This is a genomic window from Nocardioides sp. NPDC000445 (assembly GCF_040300245.1).
GTDB lineage: Bacteria > Actinomycetota > Actinomycetes > Propionibacteriales > Nocardioidaceae > Nocardioides.
Window position 1 is genome coordinate 235,950 of sequence record NZ_JBEPDH010000007.1, and the last position, 18,743, is coordinate 254,692.

Here is an 18,743-nt window from a genome sequence, read left to right on the forward strand (position 1 = left end):
CCATGGAGCCGTGGAGCGCCGCTTCGTCGTACCCGTCGGCGCCCAGTCGGCGTCAGTCCCGGATCGCGAATCCTGGACTGGCGCCGATTCGTTTTCTGCACGATAACGGAAAGCCGAACGGATGTTATCCCGCTGAGGAGCGCGGGATTATCGAGCACTTATGCGTGGGGTGCTACGCGTTGACGCGACATATTGCGACGTCGTACCCCTAATATCGAGACATCATGAAAAGTGATCCGGGAAATGCGTCGCGCGCTCGCTCGAGGCGACGGCCTTCACGCGCTCGTCGGTCGCGTTGGTGACCAGCACCAGCGAGCCGCCGCCGGCGAGCAACGAGGCCAGGAGCTCGGCGCCGGCCGGTGAGGCCGAGGGGACGGTGGAGAGGAGCCGTACGGCCTTCCCCTCGCCTCCGAACAGGTCGGCGTGGCTGGTCTCGACGCCGTCCCACGAGGTGGCCGCGTCGTCCGCGGCCGGCGGGTCCCAGGGGGTGAAGGCGTCCGGCTGTCCCCAGACCTCGATGCCGACGTCGTGCACGCCCTGGGGGAGCGGGTCGGCGAAACGTACGCCGAAGGGCAGCAGCGAGCACGCCAGCGTCGGCCGCTTCGCGGCGTCATCCGCCCAGGCGGGCAGCGTCTCGGGGCCGCAGACGACGGCGTCGGGGCTCTCGGAGTCGGTCACCACGAGTCCGGTGTTCCAGGCGGCGCCGAGGAAGACGGTGGCCAGCCAGTGGGTGGGCAGGTCGATCCGGATGCTGTCCCCGCGCTCGAGCCCGTGCTCGTCGAGGAGCAGGCCGGAGGCCTTGGCCACCCAGTTGGCGTACGTCGTGGTGGACAGCTCCTGGCGCTCGCCGCTCGCTTCGTCATAGAAGGTGACGAACGGACCGCCTGGGTCCGTCCGGAGCGCTTGGGCGAGGGTCTCGGGATAGGTCTGCACATCGAAACCCTAAGGTGTGCGGCATGAGCGAGCGCCAGCGAGCGACCGGCGGGTCCATCATGCCGTCACGTCCGTATTCTTCGACGTGCCCTACGGAGGTGGCGGCATGACGTTCTGGGCAGTGATCCCCGCTGGTGGTGCCGGCACCCGGCTGTGGCCGCTCTCGCGGTCCTCGGAGCCGAAGTTCCTGCGCGACCTCACCGGCCACGGACGTACCCTCCTGCAGGAGACCTACGACCGCCTCGAGCCCGTCTCCGACGGCATCATGGTGGTGACCGGCGCGGTCCACGAGCGGGCCGTGTGCGAGCAGCTGCCCGAGGTGCCGCACGACGCCATCCTGGCCGAGCCGAGCGGGCGCGACTCGATGGCCGCGATCGGCCTGGCTGCAGCCTTCCTGGAGCGGCGCGACCCGGAGGCCGTGATGGGCTCCTTCGCGGCCGACCACGTGATCCGCAACGTCGACAACTTCCACGAAACCGTACGCAGTGCCGCGGCGGTCGCCGCCGACGGCTGGCTGGTCACGATCGGGATCTCGCCGACCTTCGCCTCGACCGCGTTCGGATACATCGCCGAGGGCAAGCCGCTGGTCGGCCACCCGGGGGCCTTCCTGGTCGACGAGTTCGTCGAGAAGCCGTCGGCCGAGGTCGCGGCCGGCTACCTCGCGACCGGCCGCTACCGCTGGAACGCCGGGATGTTCGTCGTCCGTCCCACCGTCCTCCTCGAGCTGCTCGCGGAGTCGGACCCCGGCTTCACCGAGCGGCTGCGGGCCATCGCCGCCGAGCCGTCGCGGCTCGAGGAGCTGTGGGAGACGCTGCCGAAGATCGCGGTCGACCACGCGGTCGCCGAGCCCGCTGCCGCCGCCGGCAAGGTCGCCACGGTGCCCGCCGATCTCGGCTGGGACGACATCGGCGACTTCGACTCGCTCGCGACGCTGCTCCAGGCCGCTGCCACCGCCTCGCCCGAGGGCCCCACGATCCTCGGCGACGCCTCGCTCGTCCACGCCCTCGACTCCACCGGCCTGGTCGTGCCCCACTCCGGCCGCATGATCGCCCTCATCGGCCTCGAGGACATCGTCGTCGTCGACACCGACGACGCCGTCCTGGTCACCACCCGCACCCACGCCCAGCAGGTCAAGAAGATCGTCGCCGCCCTCAAGGACTCAGACCGCACCGACCTGACCTGAAATGCCGAGTCGGCGCATCCGCCCCCTCTCGCTCGCTTCGCTTCGCGAGGCACGGGGGCAGATGCGCCGACTCGGCAGGGCCTCACATGGCCTGGGCCTCGGGGCTGTCGGTGTAGGGGTACTTCTCCATGAAGTCCTTGATCGCCTCGCCGGAGACGCCCTCGCAGTACTGGAAGACGCCCTTCTGGGTGGACGCCTCGGTCGGGTTGGCGGCGTCGGCGTACCAGTGCGTCATGGCGATGTGGGTGCCCGAGGGGAACTCGGTCTTCTTGTCGCCGGCGACCGCCGTCTCCTTGGCGTCGGCAGCGGTCCACGGAGCCGCGATGAACTTGTAGCGGAAGTTGGAGGTGCCGGCGAACTTGTCACCGATCGCCCGGAGCACGTTCAGCTCGTCCTCGGAGACGGTCTCGTCGTACCACACGATCGTGTAGCCGTGCTCGAGGTTGTGCACCAGCGCCTCGAGGTCGGGACGGTCCCCGGGGGTGTAGAACTTGCGCGACATGTCGGCCGGCGCGACGTTGGCCTCGTTCCAGTGCGGACCGAAGGCCGGGGGAGCCGTGGTGTAGGTCTGCTCGGTGCCGGTGGCGATGTGGTTCTGGTTGCCGTCGGCGGCCATCTCGGTCACCTTCTGGCAGCCGGCGGCCTTGGCGCTCTTGCCGATGTCCTGCAGTGCGACGTCGTCGTACTTGCTGGTCTTGAAGAAGTCCGTGATCGGACCCCACGCGGCGGCACCCACGATCACAAGGGCGATGGCGATGCAGACACCGACGATTGCCGCACCACGGACGCGCTCTGCGCGGCCCTGCTTCTTGCGGATGTCGTTGATGACCGCTTTGCGGTCTTTGCTGAGCGACTTGTTGGCCACGGTTCGGCGTACCTCGGGTCTTTTGTCGGGACGCGCAGATTCTAGGTGGTCAGTGGTAGCAGAAGGGAAGTTGCCCCGTGATTATTCTCCTCGCGCTCGCATCGCCAGCCGTGGGCGAAGGCCAGCGCGGCGATCACCGCTGGATCGGCTCCGGCCACCCGAAGCCCGTCCCCGTGCGCGACGGGGGCGGTCCCGGTCACCTCCGCGACGGCCGCGGAGAGCTCCTCGACGCCTGCCGGCGCACCGAACGGAGCCTGGTCCTCGGCGGCACCCTTCAGGGCACGTACGACGGCCTCCCTGGCCCCGAAGCCGAAGAAGTCCGATCCCTCGGGGCGGATGAGCGCGCTCGCCCCCGGCCCGTCGTCACCGGGCTCGCGGACGAGGTCCGCCCGGCCGCGCAGGACCGCGAACGGCCGCGCGCCGAGCTTGCCCTGGGAGATCTCGGCCGCCGAGGCGATCTCGTCGACGACGGCGGGGGCGGTGACGATGAGGTCGTTGCCGTAGGCGTCGACCTGGCCGGCGAAGCTCTCCAGCACCTCGAGGCCGGCGGCACCGATGGCGATGTCGGTCTGCCCGTCGCGCCAGGCGCGTCCGGCGGTGTCGGTGATGATCACCCCGACGTTCGCGCCGGTGCGGTCGCGGAACGTGGCGCGCAGGGCACGCGCGGAGGCGTCGGGGTCCAAGGGGAGCAGCACGATGTAGCCGGCCTCGACGTTGGAGGCGTCGATCCCGGCGGCAGCCATCGTCAGCCCGAGCCGGCTGCGCACGATCTGGGTCGGCCCGCGTCGGGCAACCACCCGTGTCGTCTCGCCGGGGAGCGCATCGTCCCGGTTGCCCTCGCGCACCTGTCCCTCGGCCTTGGAGACGACCTTCGAGGTGACCACGACGATGTCGCCGTCGACGAGCGGGGACTCCAGGGCGTCCAGGAGCAGGGCGGCGAGGTCGTCGCCCTTACGCACCTCGGGTACGCCGTCGGGGGCGGTGACGGTGATGCCCTGCCCGCTCATGGGCGCCGTCATCGGACCAGCTCGACCGCGGCGGCGGCGATGTCGGCGGTCGCGTCCTCCGAGGACATCCACAGCGGTACGGCGGCCGCCTTCAGCCCCGACGCGGTGAGCGAGGGGACCGCGTCGGCGTCGGCGGTGTCGACGAGCCAGCCGTCGAGGACCCCGCCCGAGCCCCGCGTCCCATAATGCAGACCGACTCCGCCGGCGGTGGCGTCGACGCCGATGGCGGCGAGCATCTGCTCCGCCATGCCGCGTACGTGATGTCCGCTGATGATCGGCGAGATCCCCACCACGGGGGCCGAGGTGGCGACCAGGCCCTCCCGGATCCCGGGTACGCCGAGGATCGTCCCGATCGAGACGACCGGGTTGGACGGGGGCACGATCACCAGATCGGACTTCAGCAGCGAGTCCATCACCCCGGGGCCCGGCTTCGACTCGTCCTGCCCCACGAAGATCAGCTTCTCGACGGGAACGCCGGCCCGGAGGCGTACCCAGTATTCCTGGAAGTGAACGACTGAGAGTCCACTGGGTGAATTCTCGTCCTTGATCGCCACGTGGGTCTCGACGCGGTCGTCGGTCATCGGCAGCAGCCGCACGCGGTCGTCCCATACAGGCTTCAGCCAGCGTTCGCACAACGCGGCGGTGACCTGCGACAACGGGAACCCGGCCTCGAGCATCTGGGTGCGTACGAGATGCGTAGCGATATCGCGGTCGCCGAGCCCGAACCAGGTGCCGGGGACCTCGTAGGCCTCGAGCTCCTCCTTGATCGACCACGTCTCGGCCTTGCGGCCCCAGCCGCGCTCATGGTCGAATCCGTTGCCGAGGGTGTACATCACCGTGTCGAGGTCGGGGCAGACCTTGACGCCGTGCATCCACAGATCGTCGGCGGTATTGGCGATCACGGTGACCCGGGCATCTTCCTCAATGCCCGGGACACGGCCGGCAGAGATGCCGTGGAGGAGCCCGGAGATGAACTTCGAACCACCATGGCCGCCGGAGAGAACGGTGATGTCACGCATGGCCCTAGCCTCTCAGACGGGGGCCAGCAACCCTGCTCCAGCCGGTGCGGAAAGCCTGTGTTAGAGCGGCCCTAGCAGATTTGAGGGTTGACTTGTGGCACCGACAGGCATGTAATTTCATCAGTGTGATTCGAAATTGAAACGGGGACCGATAGCGGTGGCGACAGCGCTTGAAAATCTCGGGAAGATTTCAGCGGGCAACTGCATCAAAGTGACGGCCTAGGCCGTAACAAGAGGCAGTACCCGCAAAAACGGGGGGATCGGTTACCTGCCGATGGCGTGAGGTGACTGGCCCAAGATGGGGTCACGGTCCCGAAAACAAGCTGAATAGGGTCGAAAGGTCGGAAAGACGATGAGAGAGCTGTTTCTCCTCGAGCCGGACACCGACGAAGGGGGCTGGCAGGAGCGCGCCCTGTGCGCGCAGACGGATCCGGAGGCGTTCTTCCCTGAAAAGGGTGGATCGACTCGGGAAGCCAAGAAGGTCTGCCAGACCTGCGAGGTGCGCCAGGACTGCCTTGAGTCTGCTCTGGGCAACGACGAGCGCTTCGGAATCTGGGGTGGACTCTCCGAGAGAGAGCGCCGCAAGCTGAAGAAGCGCGCAGTCTGAGGCAATACCCAAGCACGAGCCAGCAAGGCCCGGACCTCACGGTCCGGGCCTGCTGATCTTTTCCGGACAAATACCTGCGGGGGCGTGGCCGATCGCTCGACAGGTCCATTCGGTCTATCACCAGTTGGGCACTAGGGTTGCCGATCGTGCATGCGTCGGTCGCCCTCGTCCTCGTCTCTCATAACGGCGCCGGCTGGCTTCCGACCGTCATCGACGGGATCAGGAACCAGCAGGCTCCGGTGAGCTTTGCCGTCACGATCGACACCGGCTCGACCGACAGGTCCGTCGAGATCCTGGAGGAGACCTTCGCCCAGGTGGTCAAGCTCCCGGCGTCGACGACGTTCGCGGACGCGGCCAACGAGGCGCTCGCCATCCTCCACCAGGCGGCCCAGCCGCCGGAGTGGATCTGGTTCCTCCACGACGACTCCACCCCCGACCCGCACGCGCTCTCGACCCTGCTCGACGCCGCCGCGGAATACCCGGAGGCCGACATCCTCGGCCCCAAGATCCGGGAGTGGCCCTCGCTGCGCCGGATGCTCGAGCTCGGTGTCTCGATCTCGGTCACCGGAGCCCGGGAGACCGGCCTGGAGCGGGGCGAGTACGACCAGGGCCAGCACGACGAGGTACGCCGCGTCCTGGCCGTCAACACCGCCGGCATGCTGATCCGCCGCGAGGTCCTCGAATACCTGGGCGGCTTCGACAAGCACCTCCCGGTCCTCGGCACCGACATGGACCTCGGCTGGCGGGCAGCCAACGCCGGCTTCACGACCATCGCCGTCCCGGACGCGGTCGTCTTCCACGTGGAGGCGGCCCACCGCGGCGTACGCAAGACCCAGCTGACCGGTCGCCGGATCCACTATCAGGAGCGGCGGGCCGCGCTCTACACCCTGCTGGTCAACGGCCGGCCGGGGACGCTGGCGCTGTGGATGATCAGGTTCTTCTTCCAGACCCTGTGGCGGATGCTCGGCTTCATCCTGGTGCGCGACCCCGGGACCGCGCTCGACGACCTGGCCGCGCTGGGCTGGATCTACGGCCACACCGGCCAAATCATGCTCGCCAAGCGGCGTCGCCGGAAGCAGGCGCACGCCGACAAGGACGTGGTCAAGGCGCTGCTGCCTCCGCCGTGGCTGCCCTACCGCCACGGACTCGACTTCGTCTCCGACGTCGCCACCGCGGTCACCCTGCAGGCCTCCGACATCGCCGAGCGGCGCCAGATGGCGCAGGCCGAGGCCGATCCGGCCTCCTTCGCCGCCAAGCGTCAGGCCGAGCGGGCCCAGCTGGAGGAGGACGAGATCCCCGCCGAGACCGGCTGGCTGGTGCGTCTGTTCACCAATCCGGTCGCGGTGCTCCTGGTCGTCGTCGGCATCCTCGGGGTCATCGGGGCGCGTGCCGCGCTCGGGGGCGTGGCCGGCAGCGGCCTCGGGCCGACGCCCCAGAGCGCGGGTGACTGGTGGCAGCTGCAGTTCGAGTCGTGGCACGCGATCTCGCAGGGCACCGGGGTGCCCGCGCCGCCGCACGTCTTCCCGCTGGCGGTGCTCGCGACGTTCCTCGGCGGCAACCCGAGCCTGGCGGTCACCGCCGTCATGCTGCTCAGCTTCCCGATCGCGCTCGGCGGTGCGTGGCGGCTGCTGCGGGTCGCGGGCCGGCTGATCAGCCACCTCGGCGCCCCGCGCTGGCTGCTGCTGTGGGGTGCGACGGCGTACGCCCTGGTTCCCTATGTCAGCGGTGCCTTCGGTGACGGCCGGATCGGTGCGGTCGTGGTCGGCGCGCTGCTGCCCTGGCTCGCTCACGCCGCGCTCGGCTTCAGCGACCCCGTCGCCGACCGCCGCTGGCGCGCCGGCTGGCGCACCGGCCTGCTGCTCACCGTCATCACCGCCTTCGCGCCGATGGCCTTCCTGGTGGCGGCCGTCTTCGCGGCGGTCATCTTCATCGTCGCCCGCCGGCTGATGCCCGCCGTGCTCAGCGACCGCGACCAGTGGGGTCCGCCCACCGCGGCGATCGCGACGCCGGTCGGGCTGCTGCTTCCGTGGTGGCTGCCGGCGCTCTTCTCCGGCGGCTGGGCCGCTCTGCTGCTCGACCCGGGCCGGTTGCCGGCCCCGGCCGCCGGCGGCTTCGACCTGCTCGTGGGCCGCCTGACCGGCCTCGACGGTGCCGATCTCGGCGCCCCGTGGTGGCTCGGCCTGGCGCTGCCGCTGCTGGCCGTGCTCGCGCTGATCCCGAGCCGCACCCGGATCCCGGTCATGGTCTGCTGGATCGGCGCGGTCGCGACGGCGGTCGTCACGATGCTGCTGTCCTGGATCCCGATCCCGCTCGACGCCGGCATCGCCCGCGTCGGCTGGGGCTTCCCGCTGGTCGCCATCCAGGGGTTCGCGGTGGTCGCAGCGGTGCTGGGCGCCCAGGGCGCCATCCTCGACGGTCTCAGTGGGCTGCGGAAGGTCATGGTCGGCGCGGCCGCTGCGGTCGCGGCGGTCGGCGTCGTCGGCAGCCTCGGCTGGTTCGTCTACGCCGGCACCGGCGACCTCACCGACAACACCCGGGCCCTCGGCCACACCGGGGTGCCCTCCTACATGCTCGACCCGACCTCGACCACGCTCGGCCCGGAGGACGGCGTCCTCGTGCTTCGCGGTTCGGTCGACGACGGCCTCCGCTACGCCGTCCTGCGCAACGACGGGATCACCCTCGGTGAGGACGAGATCGCGCAGGTCGCCGGTGGCTCCGAGGAGCTCACCGGAGTCGTACGCCGCCTGGCCGCCGACCCCGACGATGCGGTGATCGGTGATCTGGCCGCCCAGGGCGTGGCCTACATCGTGATGCCCGGACCGGCCGACTCCTCGGTCGCCGAGGGGATCGACGCCTCCGGGTCGGTGACCCAGGCGAGCACCGTCGAGCGCTCGACGCGTGCCTGGCTGCTCGACTCCGAGCCGAGCGACCCGGGCGTGACCGAGTCGCAGTCCATCATCCGTACGATCCTGTTGGTCCTGGCCGGGATCGGGCTGTTCGTGGTCCTGGTCCTGTGCCTGCCGACGCTGATCCAGAGGAGGGAGTCGGCATGAGTCACTCACGAGACCCCTACGACCGCTCGCACGAGCCGCAGGCCGACGATGTCTACGGCCAGGAGCCGTGGATGCTGGACCCGTTCGCCGACCCGTACACGGGGCAGACGGCCCAGACGCCCCCCGAGGGCTACACCCCGGAGCAGCTCTACGCCCAGGAGCCCTACGTGCCGGGCCCGGAGACGGGACAGATGCTCGCCCAGACGGGCTACCCGCCGGCGTACGAGGGCGACTATCAGACCGGCGAGTTCCGCGGTGGCTTCGAGCCGGAGTTCGAGGCCTGGCCGACCGCCGACGAGATGCGGGTGGAGGAGCCGGAGGCCCGACTGGAGTCTCAGCAGGAGTCACAGCAGGAGCGTGCCAAGGGCGGACGGATGGCCGCTGCCGCCGCGGCGGCGGCCGCTGCGCGACCCCGGCTGCGCCGCGTACGCAGGCAGCGTGGCCGCCGCGACAACACCGTGCTGGTGGCACTGGGTCTGGTCGGGGCGATGGCTGTCGCGCTGGTGCTCAACCGGCCCCACCAGTGGGAGCAGCCGAAGCTGGCCGCCGAAAGCAGCGCGCCGACGGCGGCCACCTTGGTGTGCCCCGGCAAACCGAAGTCCGGCGCCGACCAGGTCACCGTCACCAACGCTGCCGAGGGGTCCGGCAAGGTCACGCTGAGCGGCCCAGGCGCGGGCAAGGGCGCGGAGACCACCGTGGCGTCCGGCAAGGTCACCAGCGCGTCGGTCAAGCCCGGATCGGTCGTGGTCAAGGCGGGCAAGGAGGTCGCGCCCGGGCTGGTCGCCGGACGTTCGACGACCAAGCCGCTCGCGGCGACGGGCTGCCTGCCTCCGCAGGCGGAGGCCTGGTTCCCGGGCGTCGGTGCGGGCGCCACCCACAACTCCGTCCTCGAGCTCACCAACCCGAACAGCGGTGCGGCCACGGTCGACATCTCGCTCTACGACGAGAAGGGCGTGGTGGCGGTCCCCGAGGACCTCCGCGGCGTCGCGATCCCCGGCAACACCACTCGCACCTTCGACCTGCTGCACGTGATCCCGCGCAAGGGCGAGCTCTCCCTGAAGACCACGGTCATACGCGGCCAGGCCGGGGTGATGGTCCGCGACCGTGCCGTCGCGCTCGAGACGCAGCGTGGCACCGAGGACTACTTCCCTGGCCAGTCGACACCGGCCGAGACCAACCTGCTGGTCGGCTACCCCAACAAGTCCGCGAGCCGCACGCTCACCGTCATCAACCCGGGCGACGCCCAGGTGAGCGCCGAGCTGCGCCTGCTCACCCCGAAGAACGTACTCACCCCGGAGGGCGCTCCGGAGATCAGCGTGCCGCCCAACGGGCAGACGCAGGTCGACCTGACCAAGCTGCTCGGCAAGGACAGCGCCGGTGACGCGTACGGCGTCGAGATCGTCGCCACCGGCCCGGTCGCCACCGCGATGCGCTCGGTCGACGGCGGCGACGTCGCGATCACCACGGCCACCGAGACGATCTCGGAGCCGACCGCGGTGGTCGTCCCGGCCGGCGGCGGCGTCGGCAAGAAGCGGGTCCTGATCTCCGGTCCGGTCGCCAAGACCGGCACCAGCGGCACCGTCAAGGTGGTCCCGATGACCGCGAAGGGCAAGGCGCTCAAGTCGAAGTCCGTCGAGGTCGGCCCTGGGCTGGGTGCCGAGGTCGAGGTGCCCGCGGAGACAGCGCTGATCCAGCTCGTGCCCGCGGGCGTCGAGATCAATGCGGCTGTGGTGATGAGCGGTGACGGCGACGCGGTCGTTCCGTTCCGGCCGTTGCGCTCGGAGGTACGGACTGCTGGGGTTGCTCCGGGGTTGCCGCTGCCTTTGGAGCCCTGAGCGTTCCTCTTTCGGCGCTCGTTTTGTCGGGGTTTATTTGTGGTTGGGGTTTGCCGCCGACCCGTTCTTGGAGGGTGTTCTCGTCGAACCCCGGAGTCAAGGACGGCCTTCGGCCGCCGGCTTCGCCGGTCGCCTTCGGCGATCCTTGACACCGGGCTTCGTCGAGAATTTTGGCTGGCTATCGGGTCGGCGGCAGGGGTGTGGCGCAGCTGTTTGGGTTGGGCGGGGGCTTGGGTGCCGGGGTGGGCCGATCGCCGGAAGGAATTTTCCTTCCGGCGAGGCGAACGAATTTTCGTTCGCCTCAGCGGGGGCCTGGCCCCGGGGTGGGGTTGGCGGGTGGAAGAAAATTTTCTTTCACGCGGAGACCCCATGTCTGAGGTAGGCGTGGAGCGGTCACCTGCCGTAGGTGCGTGTGCCATGGCCACACCCGGGCCGCCGCCCCGATAGCCAGCCAAATCTTTTCTCGACATGGCCCGGTGTCAAGGACCGCGAAGCGGCCGGCGAAGCCGGCGGCCGCAGGCCGTCCTTGACTCCGGGCCATGTCGAGAAGACCCTCAAAGAACGGGTCGGCGGCCCAAGACCAGCCCCGAAATCTCGGTACCTATGAGCGCTGACGAAGCCGACTCGCCCACGCCTCAAGGCTGGTAGCGCGGATCGACATCCTCGGCCGAGATCCCGAGCAGGTCAGCGACCTGCTCCACCACGACCATGAGCACCATCGCCTCGACCTCGGAGCGGGTGTGGCAGCGGTGCTCGATCGGCCGCCGATAGATCACCAGCCGCGCGGGTTTTGCGCCCACGCCGCGCTCGAGCGACCCGAGCGGGATGTGGTCCTCGACGGTCCACTCCTTCGGGATGTCCGGAGACTCCTCGACGGCGTACTCGATCAGGCCCAGCCGTGACTGCCAGCGAGCGTCGATCTCGGTGACGATGGCGAGCGCGATGTCGTCGAAGCGCTCGCGGCGGGTGCGCAGGACCGGCACCTTCGGGTCGGTCGGGACGGCCATCGGGCCGCGTCGCCCACGGCCGTGTCGATCCCTGTGCCTGGTCATGTACGCGAGCCTAACTGCGCGGCTGGCCTCAGGGGAGTACGGTTCACCCGTGACTGCTCGTCGTTGTTCGCGTACCGCCTGCCAGCGTCAAGCCGTCTGCACGCTCACCTATGTGTACGCCGACCAGACGGCCGTTCTCGGCCCGCTGGCGACCTATGCCGAGCCGCATGCCTATGACCTGTGCGAGGAGCATGCCGAGCGGCTGTCCGCGCCTCGGGGCTGGGAGGTCGTCAGGCTGGCCCGTGAGCCCGTCGATCCGCAGCCCAAGGGCGATGACCTGCTGGCTCTGGCCGATGCCGTCCGTGAGGCCGCTAGGCCGCCGGCCCCGTCTCCGCGAGGACCCGTCGGGGCCCCTGGGCAGGACGACGCCGACGAGCCGGGGGCGAACACTGGGTTCGACAAGGGCCAGCCCCGCCCCGGCGGCACCCGCCGCGGGCACCTCCGGGTGCTGACGTCGGAGTAGGACGACTAGAGTTCCGGACATGCCGGAGAGAGTCGACCCCGACATCGCCAACGCCGTCTTCAAGGCGTACGACGTCCGTGGCACCGTCCCTGACCAGATCGACGAGAACCTCGCCCGACTCGCGGGACGGGCCTTCGTGCACGTCGTCGACGCGCGTGGCGGTGAGATCGTAGTCGGCCACGACATGCGCCCGAGCTCCCCGGTGCTCTCGGGGGCCTTCGCCGAAGGTGCGACCGAGGCCGGTGCCGACGTGACGATGATCGGGCTGGCCTCGACCGACGAGCTCTACTTCGCCTCCGGTCACCTCGGCCTTCCGGGCGCGATGTTCACCGCCAGCCACAACCCGGCGCAGTACAACGGCATCAAGCTGTGCCGGGCCAACGCGGTCCCGGTCGGCGCCGAGACCGGGCTCGATGAGATCCGCGATCTGGTCATCTCAGGTGGGGCCCCGATCGCCGACGTCGCCGGCAGCATCAGCGAGACCGATGTGCTGGAGGCGTACGCCGCGCACCTGCTCGGTCTGGCCCCGGTCAAGGGCCGCCGGCTCACCATCGTCGCCGACGCCGGCAACGGCATGGCCGGCCACACCGCGCCCGCGGTCTTCGGCCGCCTGGGCGCCGAGGCCGTCGAGCTGATCCCGATGTACTTCGAGCTCGACGGCACCTTCCCCAACCACGAGGCCAACCCGCTCGACTCGACCACGCTGGTCGACCTCCAGGCCAAGGTGCGCGAGACCGGCGCCGACGCCGGCCTGGCATTCGACGGCGACGCCGACCGCTGCTTCCTGGTCGACGAGAAGGGCGAGGTGGTCAGCCCGAGCGCGATCACCGCACTGATCGCCGAGCGTGCCCTGGCGCAGGAGCCGGGCGCGACGATCATCCACAACCTGATCACCTCCCGTGCGGTTCCGGAGATCGTGAGCGAGCTCGGCGGCACCCCGGTACGCACCCGCGTCGGCCACTCCTACATCAAGGCCGTGATGGCCGAGTCCGAGGCGGCCTTCGGTGGGGAGCACAGTGGCCACTTCTACTTCCGTGACTTCTGGCGCGCCGACTCCGGCATGCTCGCCGCGCTGCACGTCCTCGCCGCCCTCGCCGAGACCGACAAGCCGCTGAGCGAGCTGCTGGCCGACTACGCTCGCTATCCGATGAGCGGCGAGATCAACTCCACCGTCCCCGACCAGGCCGCCACGGTGGCCGAGATCGAGAAGGCGTACGCCGGGCGCGACGGTGTGACCGTCGACAAGCTCGACGGCCTGACCCTCTCCCACGCCGACTGGTCGTTCAACGTACGGGCCTCCAACACCGAGCCGCTGCTGCGGCTCAACGCGGAGGGCAAGGACACACCCACCATGGAGCGCGTGCGCGACGAGGCGCTCGCGATCATTCGAAAGGAAACCGTCTCATGAGCGCCCTGGGCCTGAGCGAGAAGCTGCTCGAGATCATCGTCTGTCCGCAGTGCCACGGCGACCTCCTGCCTGTGGAGGCCGACAGCGAGCTGGTCTGCCAGGGGGAGTGCGGCCTTGCCTACCCGGTCCGTGACGGCATCCCCGTCCTCCTCATCGACGAGGCCCGTCCCACCAAGGCTCAGCCAACGGAGGGGTGAGGCCGCGATGACCTGGTTCGACGAGTCCAGGCTGGACGACGAGCGGGCGCTGGCCGGTATCGACCTGCTGCTGCGTTCGCTGGCCGAGTCCGGAGCCCGGGTCCGCCGGGAGGCTGCGGGTGCCGCAGAGCCCCTGCAGGAGGCCGTACGCCGCGCCGCAGAGACCGGCCGGCCCCGGGCTGTCGTCGCGGCGGGTCCCGACTCGCGCCTGCTGCGCGCCGTCCTCGAGCCGTTCTGCCCGGTGCCGTTCGTCGCTTGGCCCGCCCCTGGCCTGCCGGGCTGGGCCGGGAGCCTCGACCTCGTGGTCGTGCTGGCCCCGACCGGCTCCGACCCGGGTGAGGCCTCGGCTGCCGCCGAGGCCGTGCGCCGTGGCGCCCAGCTGGTCGTGGCCGCACCGGAGAAGTCGCTGGTCGCCCAGCACGCCGAGGGGCGTGACAGCACGCTGCTCCCGGTCGAGGGCGGCGACACCCTCGCGATGGCGATCCTGATGCTCACCTACCTCAACTCGGTCGGACTCGGCCCGGAGGCCGACGCGGACAAGGTGGCCGACGCGCTCGACGACGTCGCCACCGCCTGCTCGCCGCATCGCGACATCTCGGTCAACCCGGGCAAGATCCTGGCGATCTCGCTGGCCGACTCGCTCCCGGTGGTGTGGGGTGGCTCCGTCCTCGCCGCCCGCGCTGCCCGACGCGTCGCCGAGAACCTGCGCAGGGCCAGCGGCCGCGGTGCGATCGCCGGTGACGCCGACGACCTGCTCCCGGTCCTCGAGGCGGCGCGGCCGCGCAACGTCTTCGACGACCCCTTCGCCGAGGAGGAGGCGTCCGTACGTCCTGTTCTGGTCATCCTCGACGACGGCGCAACCGATCCGATCATGGTCGAGCAGCGACGCCTGCTCACCGAGGCCGCGGACACGCGCGGCGTACGGGTGGAGGTCGTCGAGGCGAACGCGACCACGGAGGTCGCCCGCTACGCGTCGCTGCTGCTCCAGGGCACATACTCCGCGGAGTATCTTCGTTTGGGTCTCGTTAGCGACGGTTGATTCCGAATCACGGACAGAACCGTGTGATCTGGCTCATATCGCACGGTCAGCGACGTTGGCGACGTCTCGTTATGGGTTGAGGACCCTGGACGTCGCGGAGTGGACCGCTGTTCGATTTGGCAACAATTCAGCCACATCGAAGGCTGGCCCCTCCCTGGAACAGGATCCCCCTCCCATGAGCCAGACCAAGTTCGTCGTCGTCGGTGCCCTTGCCCTCCTGGGCGCGATCGTCTTCAGCGGACGACTCTCCGACCCCGCACCGCCCGCGACCGACGAGGCGAGCGCCGCGGCCGGCGGCACCCTCCGGATCGGCGTCGACAGCGCGGAGCCGTCGTACTACAAGGTCGACGGCGTCACCAAGGGCTTCGACTACCAGATGGCGCGCAGCGTCGCCGAGGGCATGGGTGCGCAGCCGGAGTTCGTGGAGATGGACTTCAACGAGCTCTTCCCGGCTCTGGAGGCGGGGAAGATCGACATGATCGGCGCCCAGGTCACCAAGACCGACGAGGCGGAGCGGAAGTACGACTTCAGCGCTCCGTACTTCGTGACGTACGTGTCCTTCCTCGCTCCGAAGGGCTCGGCCATCAAGAGCCGCGACGACATCCACGGCAAGAAGGTCGCCGTGGTCGAGGGCACCGTCCAGGAGCGCTACCTCGACGAGCAGTACGAGGACGTCACGGTCATCAAGACTCCGAACGCCGACGCCGCGGTCAGGTCGATGGGGCGGGGCGAGGCCGACGCGTTCTTCTACGGCGCTCCCTACTCGCAGTCGGTCATCAAGGGCGCGCCGATCCCGCTGATCGAGCCGATCGTCTACCAGGCCGAGGACGCCCCGATCGGGTTCGTGGTTCGGGAGGGCGATCAGCGCAAGGAGCAGATCGACGAGGTCATCGAGGACATGGTCCTCAACGGGGAGTGGGTGAAGATCAAGACGGACTACTTCGAGGCGGTCCCGCTCTCCGAAGTCTTCAGGGAGAAGGGCGCCTGAGGTGCGGGTGTCTGTGTTTGGTTCCGTTCGCCTGAGGCGGACTCTCGAAGGTGAACGATGCGCGTGATCTGTGTCACGCACGGCGGTGAAGGTTCGGTCACGGATCGTGACAGATCGTGACATCGATCGTCGAAAACCTGGACGCGAGGGAGCAGACAGGTGTTTGATGCAACATCGTCCGGCCACTCTTGGCCAGCACGTCTCGGATTCTCGGCGCCGACGTGACGGGCATGCCCCACCATCCCGAAAACACAGGACTTCCGCATGAATCACATCAAGTTTGTCGTCGCCGGCGCCCTGGCCCTTCTGGGGGTCTTGGTGATCGGCGGCTACTTCGCCGATCCCGCACCGAAAGCGACCGACGAGAAGAGTGCCTCCGCAGGAGGCACGCTGCGGATCGGTGTCGACGGCACCGAGCCCGCCTACTACAAGGTCGACGGCGTGACCAAGGGCTTCGACTACGAGATGGCGCTCGGCGTCGCCGAGGGTCTGGGTGCCAAGCCGGAGTTCGTGGTGATGGACTTCAGCGACCTCTTCACCGCGCTCGAGGCCGGTGAGATCGACATGATCGGCGCCCAGGTCACCGAGACCGCGGAGCGCAAGCAGGACTTCGACTTCACCGCGCCCTACTTCGTCACGTACCTCTCCTTCCTCACCCCGGAGGACTCGCCGATCAAGAAGCGCGAGGACGTCAACGGCAAGAACATCGCGGTCGTCGAGGGCACGATCCACGAGCGCTACCTCGCCGAGCAGTACGAGAACGTCAACATCATCAAGGCCAAGGACGAGGATTCCGCGGTCAAGGCGATCCAGACCGGCCAGGCCGACGCGTTCTTCTACGACGCGCCCTACACCGCGCCGATCATCAACCGGGCGCCGATCACCTTGAAGGAGGCGATCGTCTACCCGGCGGACGACGCTCCGATCGGGTTCGTCATGCAGAAGGGTGACGCGCGCAAGGCGACGATCGACGGGGTCCTCGAGGAGATGATCCTCGATGGGCAGTGGTTGAAGATCAAGAAGGAGTACTTCAAGGAGTACCCGCTCTCCGAGGTCTTCAAGGACAAGGGCGCCTGAGCCTGACCCGGCTCGCCCCACTTTGGGGCGCCTGAAGTCCAGTAGCCTACGATGCCCGCTGGCCCGACTCCGGTCGGGTCGGCAGTGTCTCGGCGCACCCCTCCCCCCACCCAGGACGTCGTATGAAATCCCTGAAGTTCATCCTTGCGGGCGCGGTCACCCTTCTGGTGATCCTGATCGTGGTCTCCAACACGGTCGAGACGACCGGCCCCTCCTCCGCCAGGCGCAGCAGCGCCGCCGATGACGGCCAGCTCAAGATCGGTGTGCTGGACAGCCCGCCGGTCTACTACACCGATGGTTCCACCGTGAAGGGTTTCGACTACGAGGTCGCCCTCGGCGTCACCGAGTCGCTCGGCATCAAGCCGTCGTTCATCCCGATGGACTTCGCCGACCTGTTCACCGCGCTCGACGAAGGCGAGATCGACATGATCGCCTCGCAGGTGAGCGTCACCGAGGAGCGCCAGAAGGCCTACGACTTCTCGCACCCCTACTTCGTGACGTACCTGTCCTTCACGACTCCGAAGGACTCCCCGATCAAGAAGCTCAAGGACGTCAACGGCACCAGGGTCGCCATCGTGGACGGCACCGCGCAGGAGAGCATCCTCAAGGCTCGCTTCCCCAAGGCCGAGATCGTGAAGCGGAAGAACGAGGCGGCTGCGCTCGAGGCGGTCGCGGCCGGCAAGGCGGACTCGTTCTTCTACGACGCGCCGTTCACCGAGGGCCTGATCAAGGACGCCCCGATCCCGATGGAGGAGCGGATCGTCTTTCCGTCCGACAAGGCCCCCATCGCCTTCGTCTTCCGCAAGGGCGACGGGCTCAGGGACCAGGCCGACGAGGCGATCGACGAGATGATCGTCAACGGCGACTGGCTGCGGATCAAGACCGACTACTTCAAGGAATACCCGCTCTCGGAGCGGTTCCGGGAGCAGGGCGTCGAGTAGCCGACCGCACCCGATAAGGTTCCGACCATGAGCGCCGGACTCTTCGCACTCCTCGACGACGTAGCCGCCATCGCCAAGCTGGCGGCTGCGTCCGTCGACGACGTCGGCGCTGCGGCCGGCAAGGCCTCGGCCAAGGCCGCCGGTGTCGTCATCGACGACACCGCGGTGACGCCGCAGTACGTCCACGGCATCGCCGCCGAGCGCGAGGTGCCGATCATCAAGAAGATCGCGCTCGGCTCGCTGCGCAACAAGCTGCTGATCATCCTTCCGGTGGCGCTGATCCTGGCGCAGTGGGCGCCCTGGGCGATCACCCCGATCCTGATGGTTGGTGGCGCCTTCCTCGCCTACGAGGGCGTCGAGAAGGTCCTGGAGTGGGTCCGGCCGCACGAGGAGGCCCACGAGACGCCGGTCGCCCTGGAAGGGCCCGAGGCCGAGAAGACGATGATCTCGGGTGCCGTACGCACAGACCTGATCCTCTCCACCGAGATCATGGTGATCGCGCTCAACGAGGTCATCGACCAGGGCTTCTGGATGCGCCTCGGTGCCCTGGTGGCGGTCGCGTTCCTGATCACGATCGTGGTCTACGGCGTGGTCGCCCTGATCGTGAAGATGGACGACGCCGGCCTGTCGCTCTCCCAGCGCCCCGGTGCCTTCGCCCAGCGGCTCGGCCTGGGCATGGTCTCGGCGATGCCGAAGGTGCTCACCGTGATCTCGATCGTCGGCACCGTCGCGATGCTCTGGGTCGGTGGCCACCTGATCCTGGTCGGTGTCCACGACGTCAACGGCCTCGCCGCCGGCCACCCCGGCTGGGCGTGGCCGTACGACACCGTGCACCACCTCGAGGAGGAGGTCCACCATGCCCTCGGTGCCGTCGGCGCGGCTGCCGCCTGGCTGGTCAACACCTTCTTCTCCGCGCTCGTCGGACTCATCGTCGGAGCGATCGTGGTCGGCGTACTGCACCTGCTGCCGTTCAAGAAGAGCCACTGATCCGAGGCGGGTTCGGTGGGCGCTCGTCCGTTGATGTTGGCCTGGCGTTTGCCGTCCAGGATTACCGCAGGGGCCGAGGGCCGCTTGTA

The 18,743-nt window shown here is 69.1% G+C and carries 17 protein-coding genes; 12 read left to right on the forward strand and 5 right to left on the reverse strand.

The genetic code is table 11. From position 1 onward, the window contains the following. Positions 1-222: 222 nt before the first annotated feature. Entirely contained in the window at positions 223-933 is a 711-nt protein-coding gene (locus ABT304_RS12020) for a TIGR03089 family protein (protein WP_350715401.1), read from the reverse strand. A 106-nt stretch (positions 934-1,039) separates the two neighbouring features. On the opposite strand from ABT304_RS12020, the gene ABT304_RS12025 reads away from it, so the two are divergent. Further along, positions 1,040-2,116, forward strand: a complete 1,077-nt coding sequence (locus ABT304_RS12025; protein ID WP_350715402.1) for a mannose-1-phosphate guanylyltransferase — start codon at positions 1,040-1,042, stop codon at positions 2,114-2,116. 82 nt (positions 2,117-2,198) lie between these two features. Here the strand turns inward: ABT304_RS12025 and ABT304_RS12030 are convergent, their stop codons facing one another. From ABT304_RS12030 to cofD, 3 genes are read right to left on the reverse strand one after another with little or no spacing between them, the layout of a single operon-like run. After that, positions 2,199-2,981 carry a DUF3105 domain-containing protein gene (locus tag ABT304_RS12030; protein ID WP_350715404.1) on the reverse strand — a complete coding sequence of 261 codons (783 nt, stop codon included), beginning with the start codon at positions 2,979-2,981 and terminating at the stop codon, positions 2,199-2,201. 41 nt (positions 2,982-3,022) lie between these two features. Then, entirely contained in the window at positions 3,023-4,000 is a 978-nt protein-coding gene (cofE, locus tag ABT304_RS12035) for a coenzyme F420-0:L-glutamate ligase (RefSeq protein ID WP_350715405.1), read from the reverse strand. Next, on the reverse strand, positions 3,997-5,007 hold the full coding sequence (gene cofD / locus ABT304_RS12040; protein ID WP_350715406.1) for a 2-phospho-L-lactate transferase: 1,011 nt from the start codon (positions 5,005-5,007) through the stop codon (positions 3,997-3,999). Before cofD ends, cofE begins: the two co-directional genes overlap by 4 nt. Before the next feature lie 352 nt (positions 5,008-5,359). On the opposite strand from cofD, the gene ABT304_RS12045 reads away from it, so the two are divergent. The 3 genes from ABT304_RS12045 to ABT304_RS12055 all read left to right on the forward strand — a co-directional run bounded on the left by ABT304_RS12045 (position 5,360) and on the right by ABT304_RS12055 (position 10,502). After that, entirely contained in the window at positions 5,360-5,614 is a 255-nt protein-coding gene (locus tag ABT304_RS12045) for a WhiB family transcriptional regulator (RefSeq protein WP_008361238.1), read from the forward strand. Between the two features lie 146 nt (positions 5,615-5,760). Next, complete coding sequence (locus tag ABT304_RS12050) at positions 5,761-8,667, forward strand: glycosyltransferase (RefSeq protein WP_350715408.1); 2,907 nt, start codon at positions 5,761-5,763, stop codon at positions 8,665-8,667. After that, the gene (locus tag ABT304_RS12055) at positions 8,664-10,502 is read left to right on the forward strand and encodes a DUF5719 family protein (RefSeq protein ID WP_350715410.1); all 1,839 of its coding nucleotides are present in this window, start codon (positions 8,664-8,666) and stop codon (positions 10,500-10,502) included. Before ABT304_RS12050 ends, ABT304_RS12055 begins: the two co-directional genes overlap by 4 nt. A 635-nt stretch (positions 10,503-11,137) precedes the next feature. On the opposite strand, the gene ABT304_RS12060 is transcribed toward ABT304_RS12055, so the two are convergent. Continuing rightward, positions 11,138-11,554 carry a metallopeptidase family protein gene (locus ABT304_RS12060; protein ID WP_350715412.1) on the reverse strand — a complete coding sequence of 139 codons (417 nt, stop codon included), beginning with the start codon at positions 11,552-11,554 and terminating at the stop codon, positions 11,138-11,140. A 49-nt stretch (positions 11,555-11,603) separates the two neighbouring features. Here ABT304_RS12060 and ABT304_RS12065 point away from each other — a divergent pair, with 49 nt between their 5' ends. The 8 genes from ABT304_RS12065 (at position 11,604) to ABT304_RS12100 (ending at position 18,654) form a co-directional block, all read left to right on the forward strand. Next, positions 11,604-12,017, forward strand: a complete 414-nt coding sequence (locus tag ABT304_RS12065; protein WP_502890327.1) for a DUF3499 domain-containing protein — start codon at positions 11,604-11,606, stop codon at positions 12,015-12,017. Positions 12,018-12,036: 19 nt separating this feature from the next. Beyond that, positions 12,037-13,425: a phosphomannomutase/phosphoglucomutase gene (locus ABT304_RS12070; RefSeq protein ID WP_350715415.1), complete on the forward strand. Its 1,389-nt coding sequence runs from the start codon at positions 12,037-12,039 to the stop codon at positions 13,423-13,425. Next, a complete protein-coding gene (locus ABT304_RS12075; protein ID WP_350715417.1) occupies positions 13,422-13,622 on the forward strand; it encodes a Trm112 family protein in 201 nt (66 codons plus the stop codon). Before ABT304_RS12070 ends, ABT304_RS12075 begins: the two co-directional genes overlap by 4 nt. A 7-nt stretch (positions 13,623-13,629) precedes the next feature. Continuing rightward, on the forward strand, positions 13,630-14,661 hold the full coding sequence (locus tag ABT304_RS12080) for an SIS domain-containing protein (protein WP_160027295.1): 1,032 nt from the start codon (positions 13,630-13,632) through the stop codon (positions 14,659-14,661). A gap of 175 nt (positions 14,662-14,836) precedes the next feature. After that, positions 14,837-15,649 (forward strand): substrate-binding periplasmic protein, encoded by an 813-nt coding sequence (locus ABT304_RS12085; protein ID WP_350715419.1) that lies wholly within the window; start codon positions 14,837-14,839, stop codon positions 15,647-15,649. 264 nt (positions 15,650-15,913) lie between these two features. Next, on the forward strand, positions 15,914-16,726 hold the full coding sequence (locus ABT304_RS12090; protein WP_350715421.1) for a substrate-binding periplasmic protein: 813 nt from the start codon (positions 15,914-15,916) through the stop codon (positions 16,724-16,726). Between the two features lie 122 nt (positions 16,727-16,848). After that, a complete protein-coding gene (locus ABT304_RS12095; protein WP_350715423.1) occupies positions 16,849-17,667 on the forward strand; it encodes an amino acid ABC transporter substrate-binding protein in 819 nt (272 codons plus the stop codon). Positions 17,668-17,694: 27 nt separating this feature from the next. After that, positions 17,695-18,654: a DUF808 domain-containing protein gene (locus tag ABT304_RS12100; protein ID WP_350715425.1), complete on the forward strand. Its 960-nt coding sequence runs from the start codon at positions 17,695-17,697 to the stop codon at positions 18,652-18,654. The last annotated feature ends 89 nt before the right edge of the window (positions 18,655-18,743 follow it).

Coding starts and splice junctions, on each gene's coding strand:
- cofE (WP_350715405.1), bottom strand. CDS start 4,000: ATGACGGCGCCCATGAGCGGGCAGGGCATCACCGTCACCGCCCCCGAC.
- ABT304_RS12080 (WP_160027295.1), top strand. CDS start 13,630: ATGACCTGGTTCGACGAGTCCAGGCTGGACGACGAGCGGGCGCTGGCC.
- ABT304_RS12055 (WP_350715410.1), top strand. CDS start 8,664: ATGAGTCACTCACGAGACCCCTACGACCGCTCGCACGAGCCGCAGGCC.
- ABT304_RS12070 (WP_350715415.1), top strand. CDS start 12,037: ATGCCGGAGAGAGTCGACCCCGACATCGCCAACGCCGTCTTCAAGGCG.
- ABT304_RS12100 (WP_350715425.1), top strand. CDS start 17,695: ATGAGCGCCGGACTCTTCGCACTCCTCGACGACGTAGCCGCCATCGCC.
- cofD (WP_350715406.1), bottom strand. CDS start 5,007: ATGCGTGACATCACCGTTCTCTCCGGCGGCCATGGTGGTTCGAAGTTC.
- ABT304_RS12025 (WP_350715402.1), top strand. CDS start 1,040: ATGACGTTCTGGGCAGTGATCCCCGCTGGTGGTGCCGGCACCCGGCTG.
- ABT304_RS12075 (WP_350715417.1), top strand. CDS start 13,422: ATGAGCGCCCTGGGCCTGAGCGAGAAGCTGCTCGAGATCATCGTCTGT.
- ABT304_RS12085 (WP_350715419.1), top strand. CDS start 14,837: ATGAGCCAGACCAAGTTCGTCGTCGTCGGTGCCCTTGCCCTCCTGGGC.
- ABT304_RS12045 (WP_008361238.1), top strand. CDS start 5,360: ATGAGAGAGCTGTTTCTCCTCGAGCCGGACACCGACGAAGGGGGCTGG.
- ABT304_RS12090 (WP_350715421.1), top strand. CDS start 15,914: ATGAATCACATCAAGTTTGTCGTCGCCGGCGCCCTGGCCCTTCTGGGG.
- ABT304_RS12095 (WP_350715423.1), top strand. CDS start 16,849: ATGAAATCCCTGAAGTTCATCCTTGCGGGCGCGGTCACCCTTCTGGTG.
- ABT304_RS12060 (WP_350715412.1), bottom strand. CDS start 11,554: ATGACCAGGCACAGGGATCGACACGGCCGTGGGCGACGCGGCCCGATG.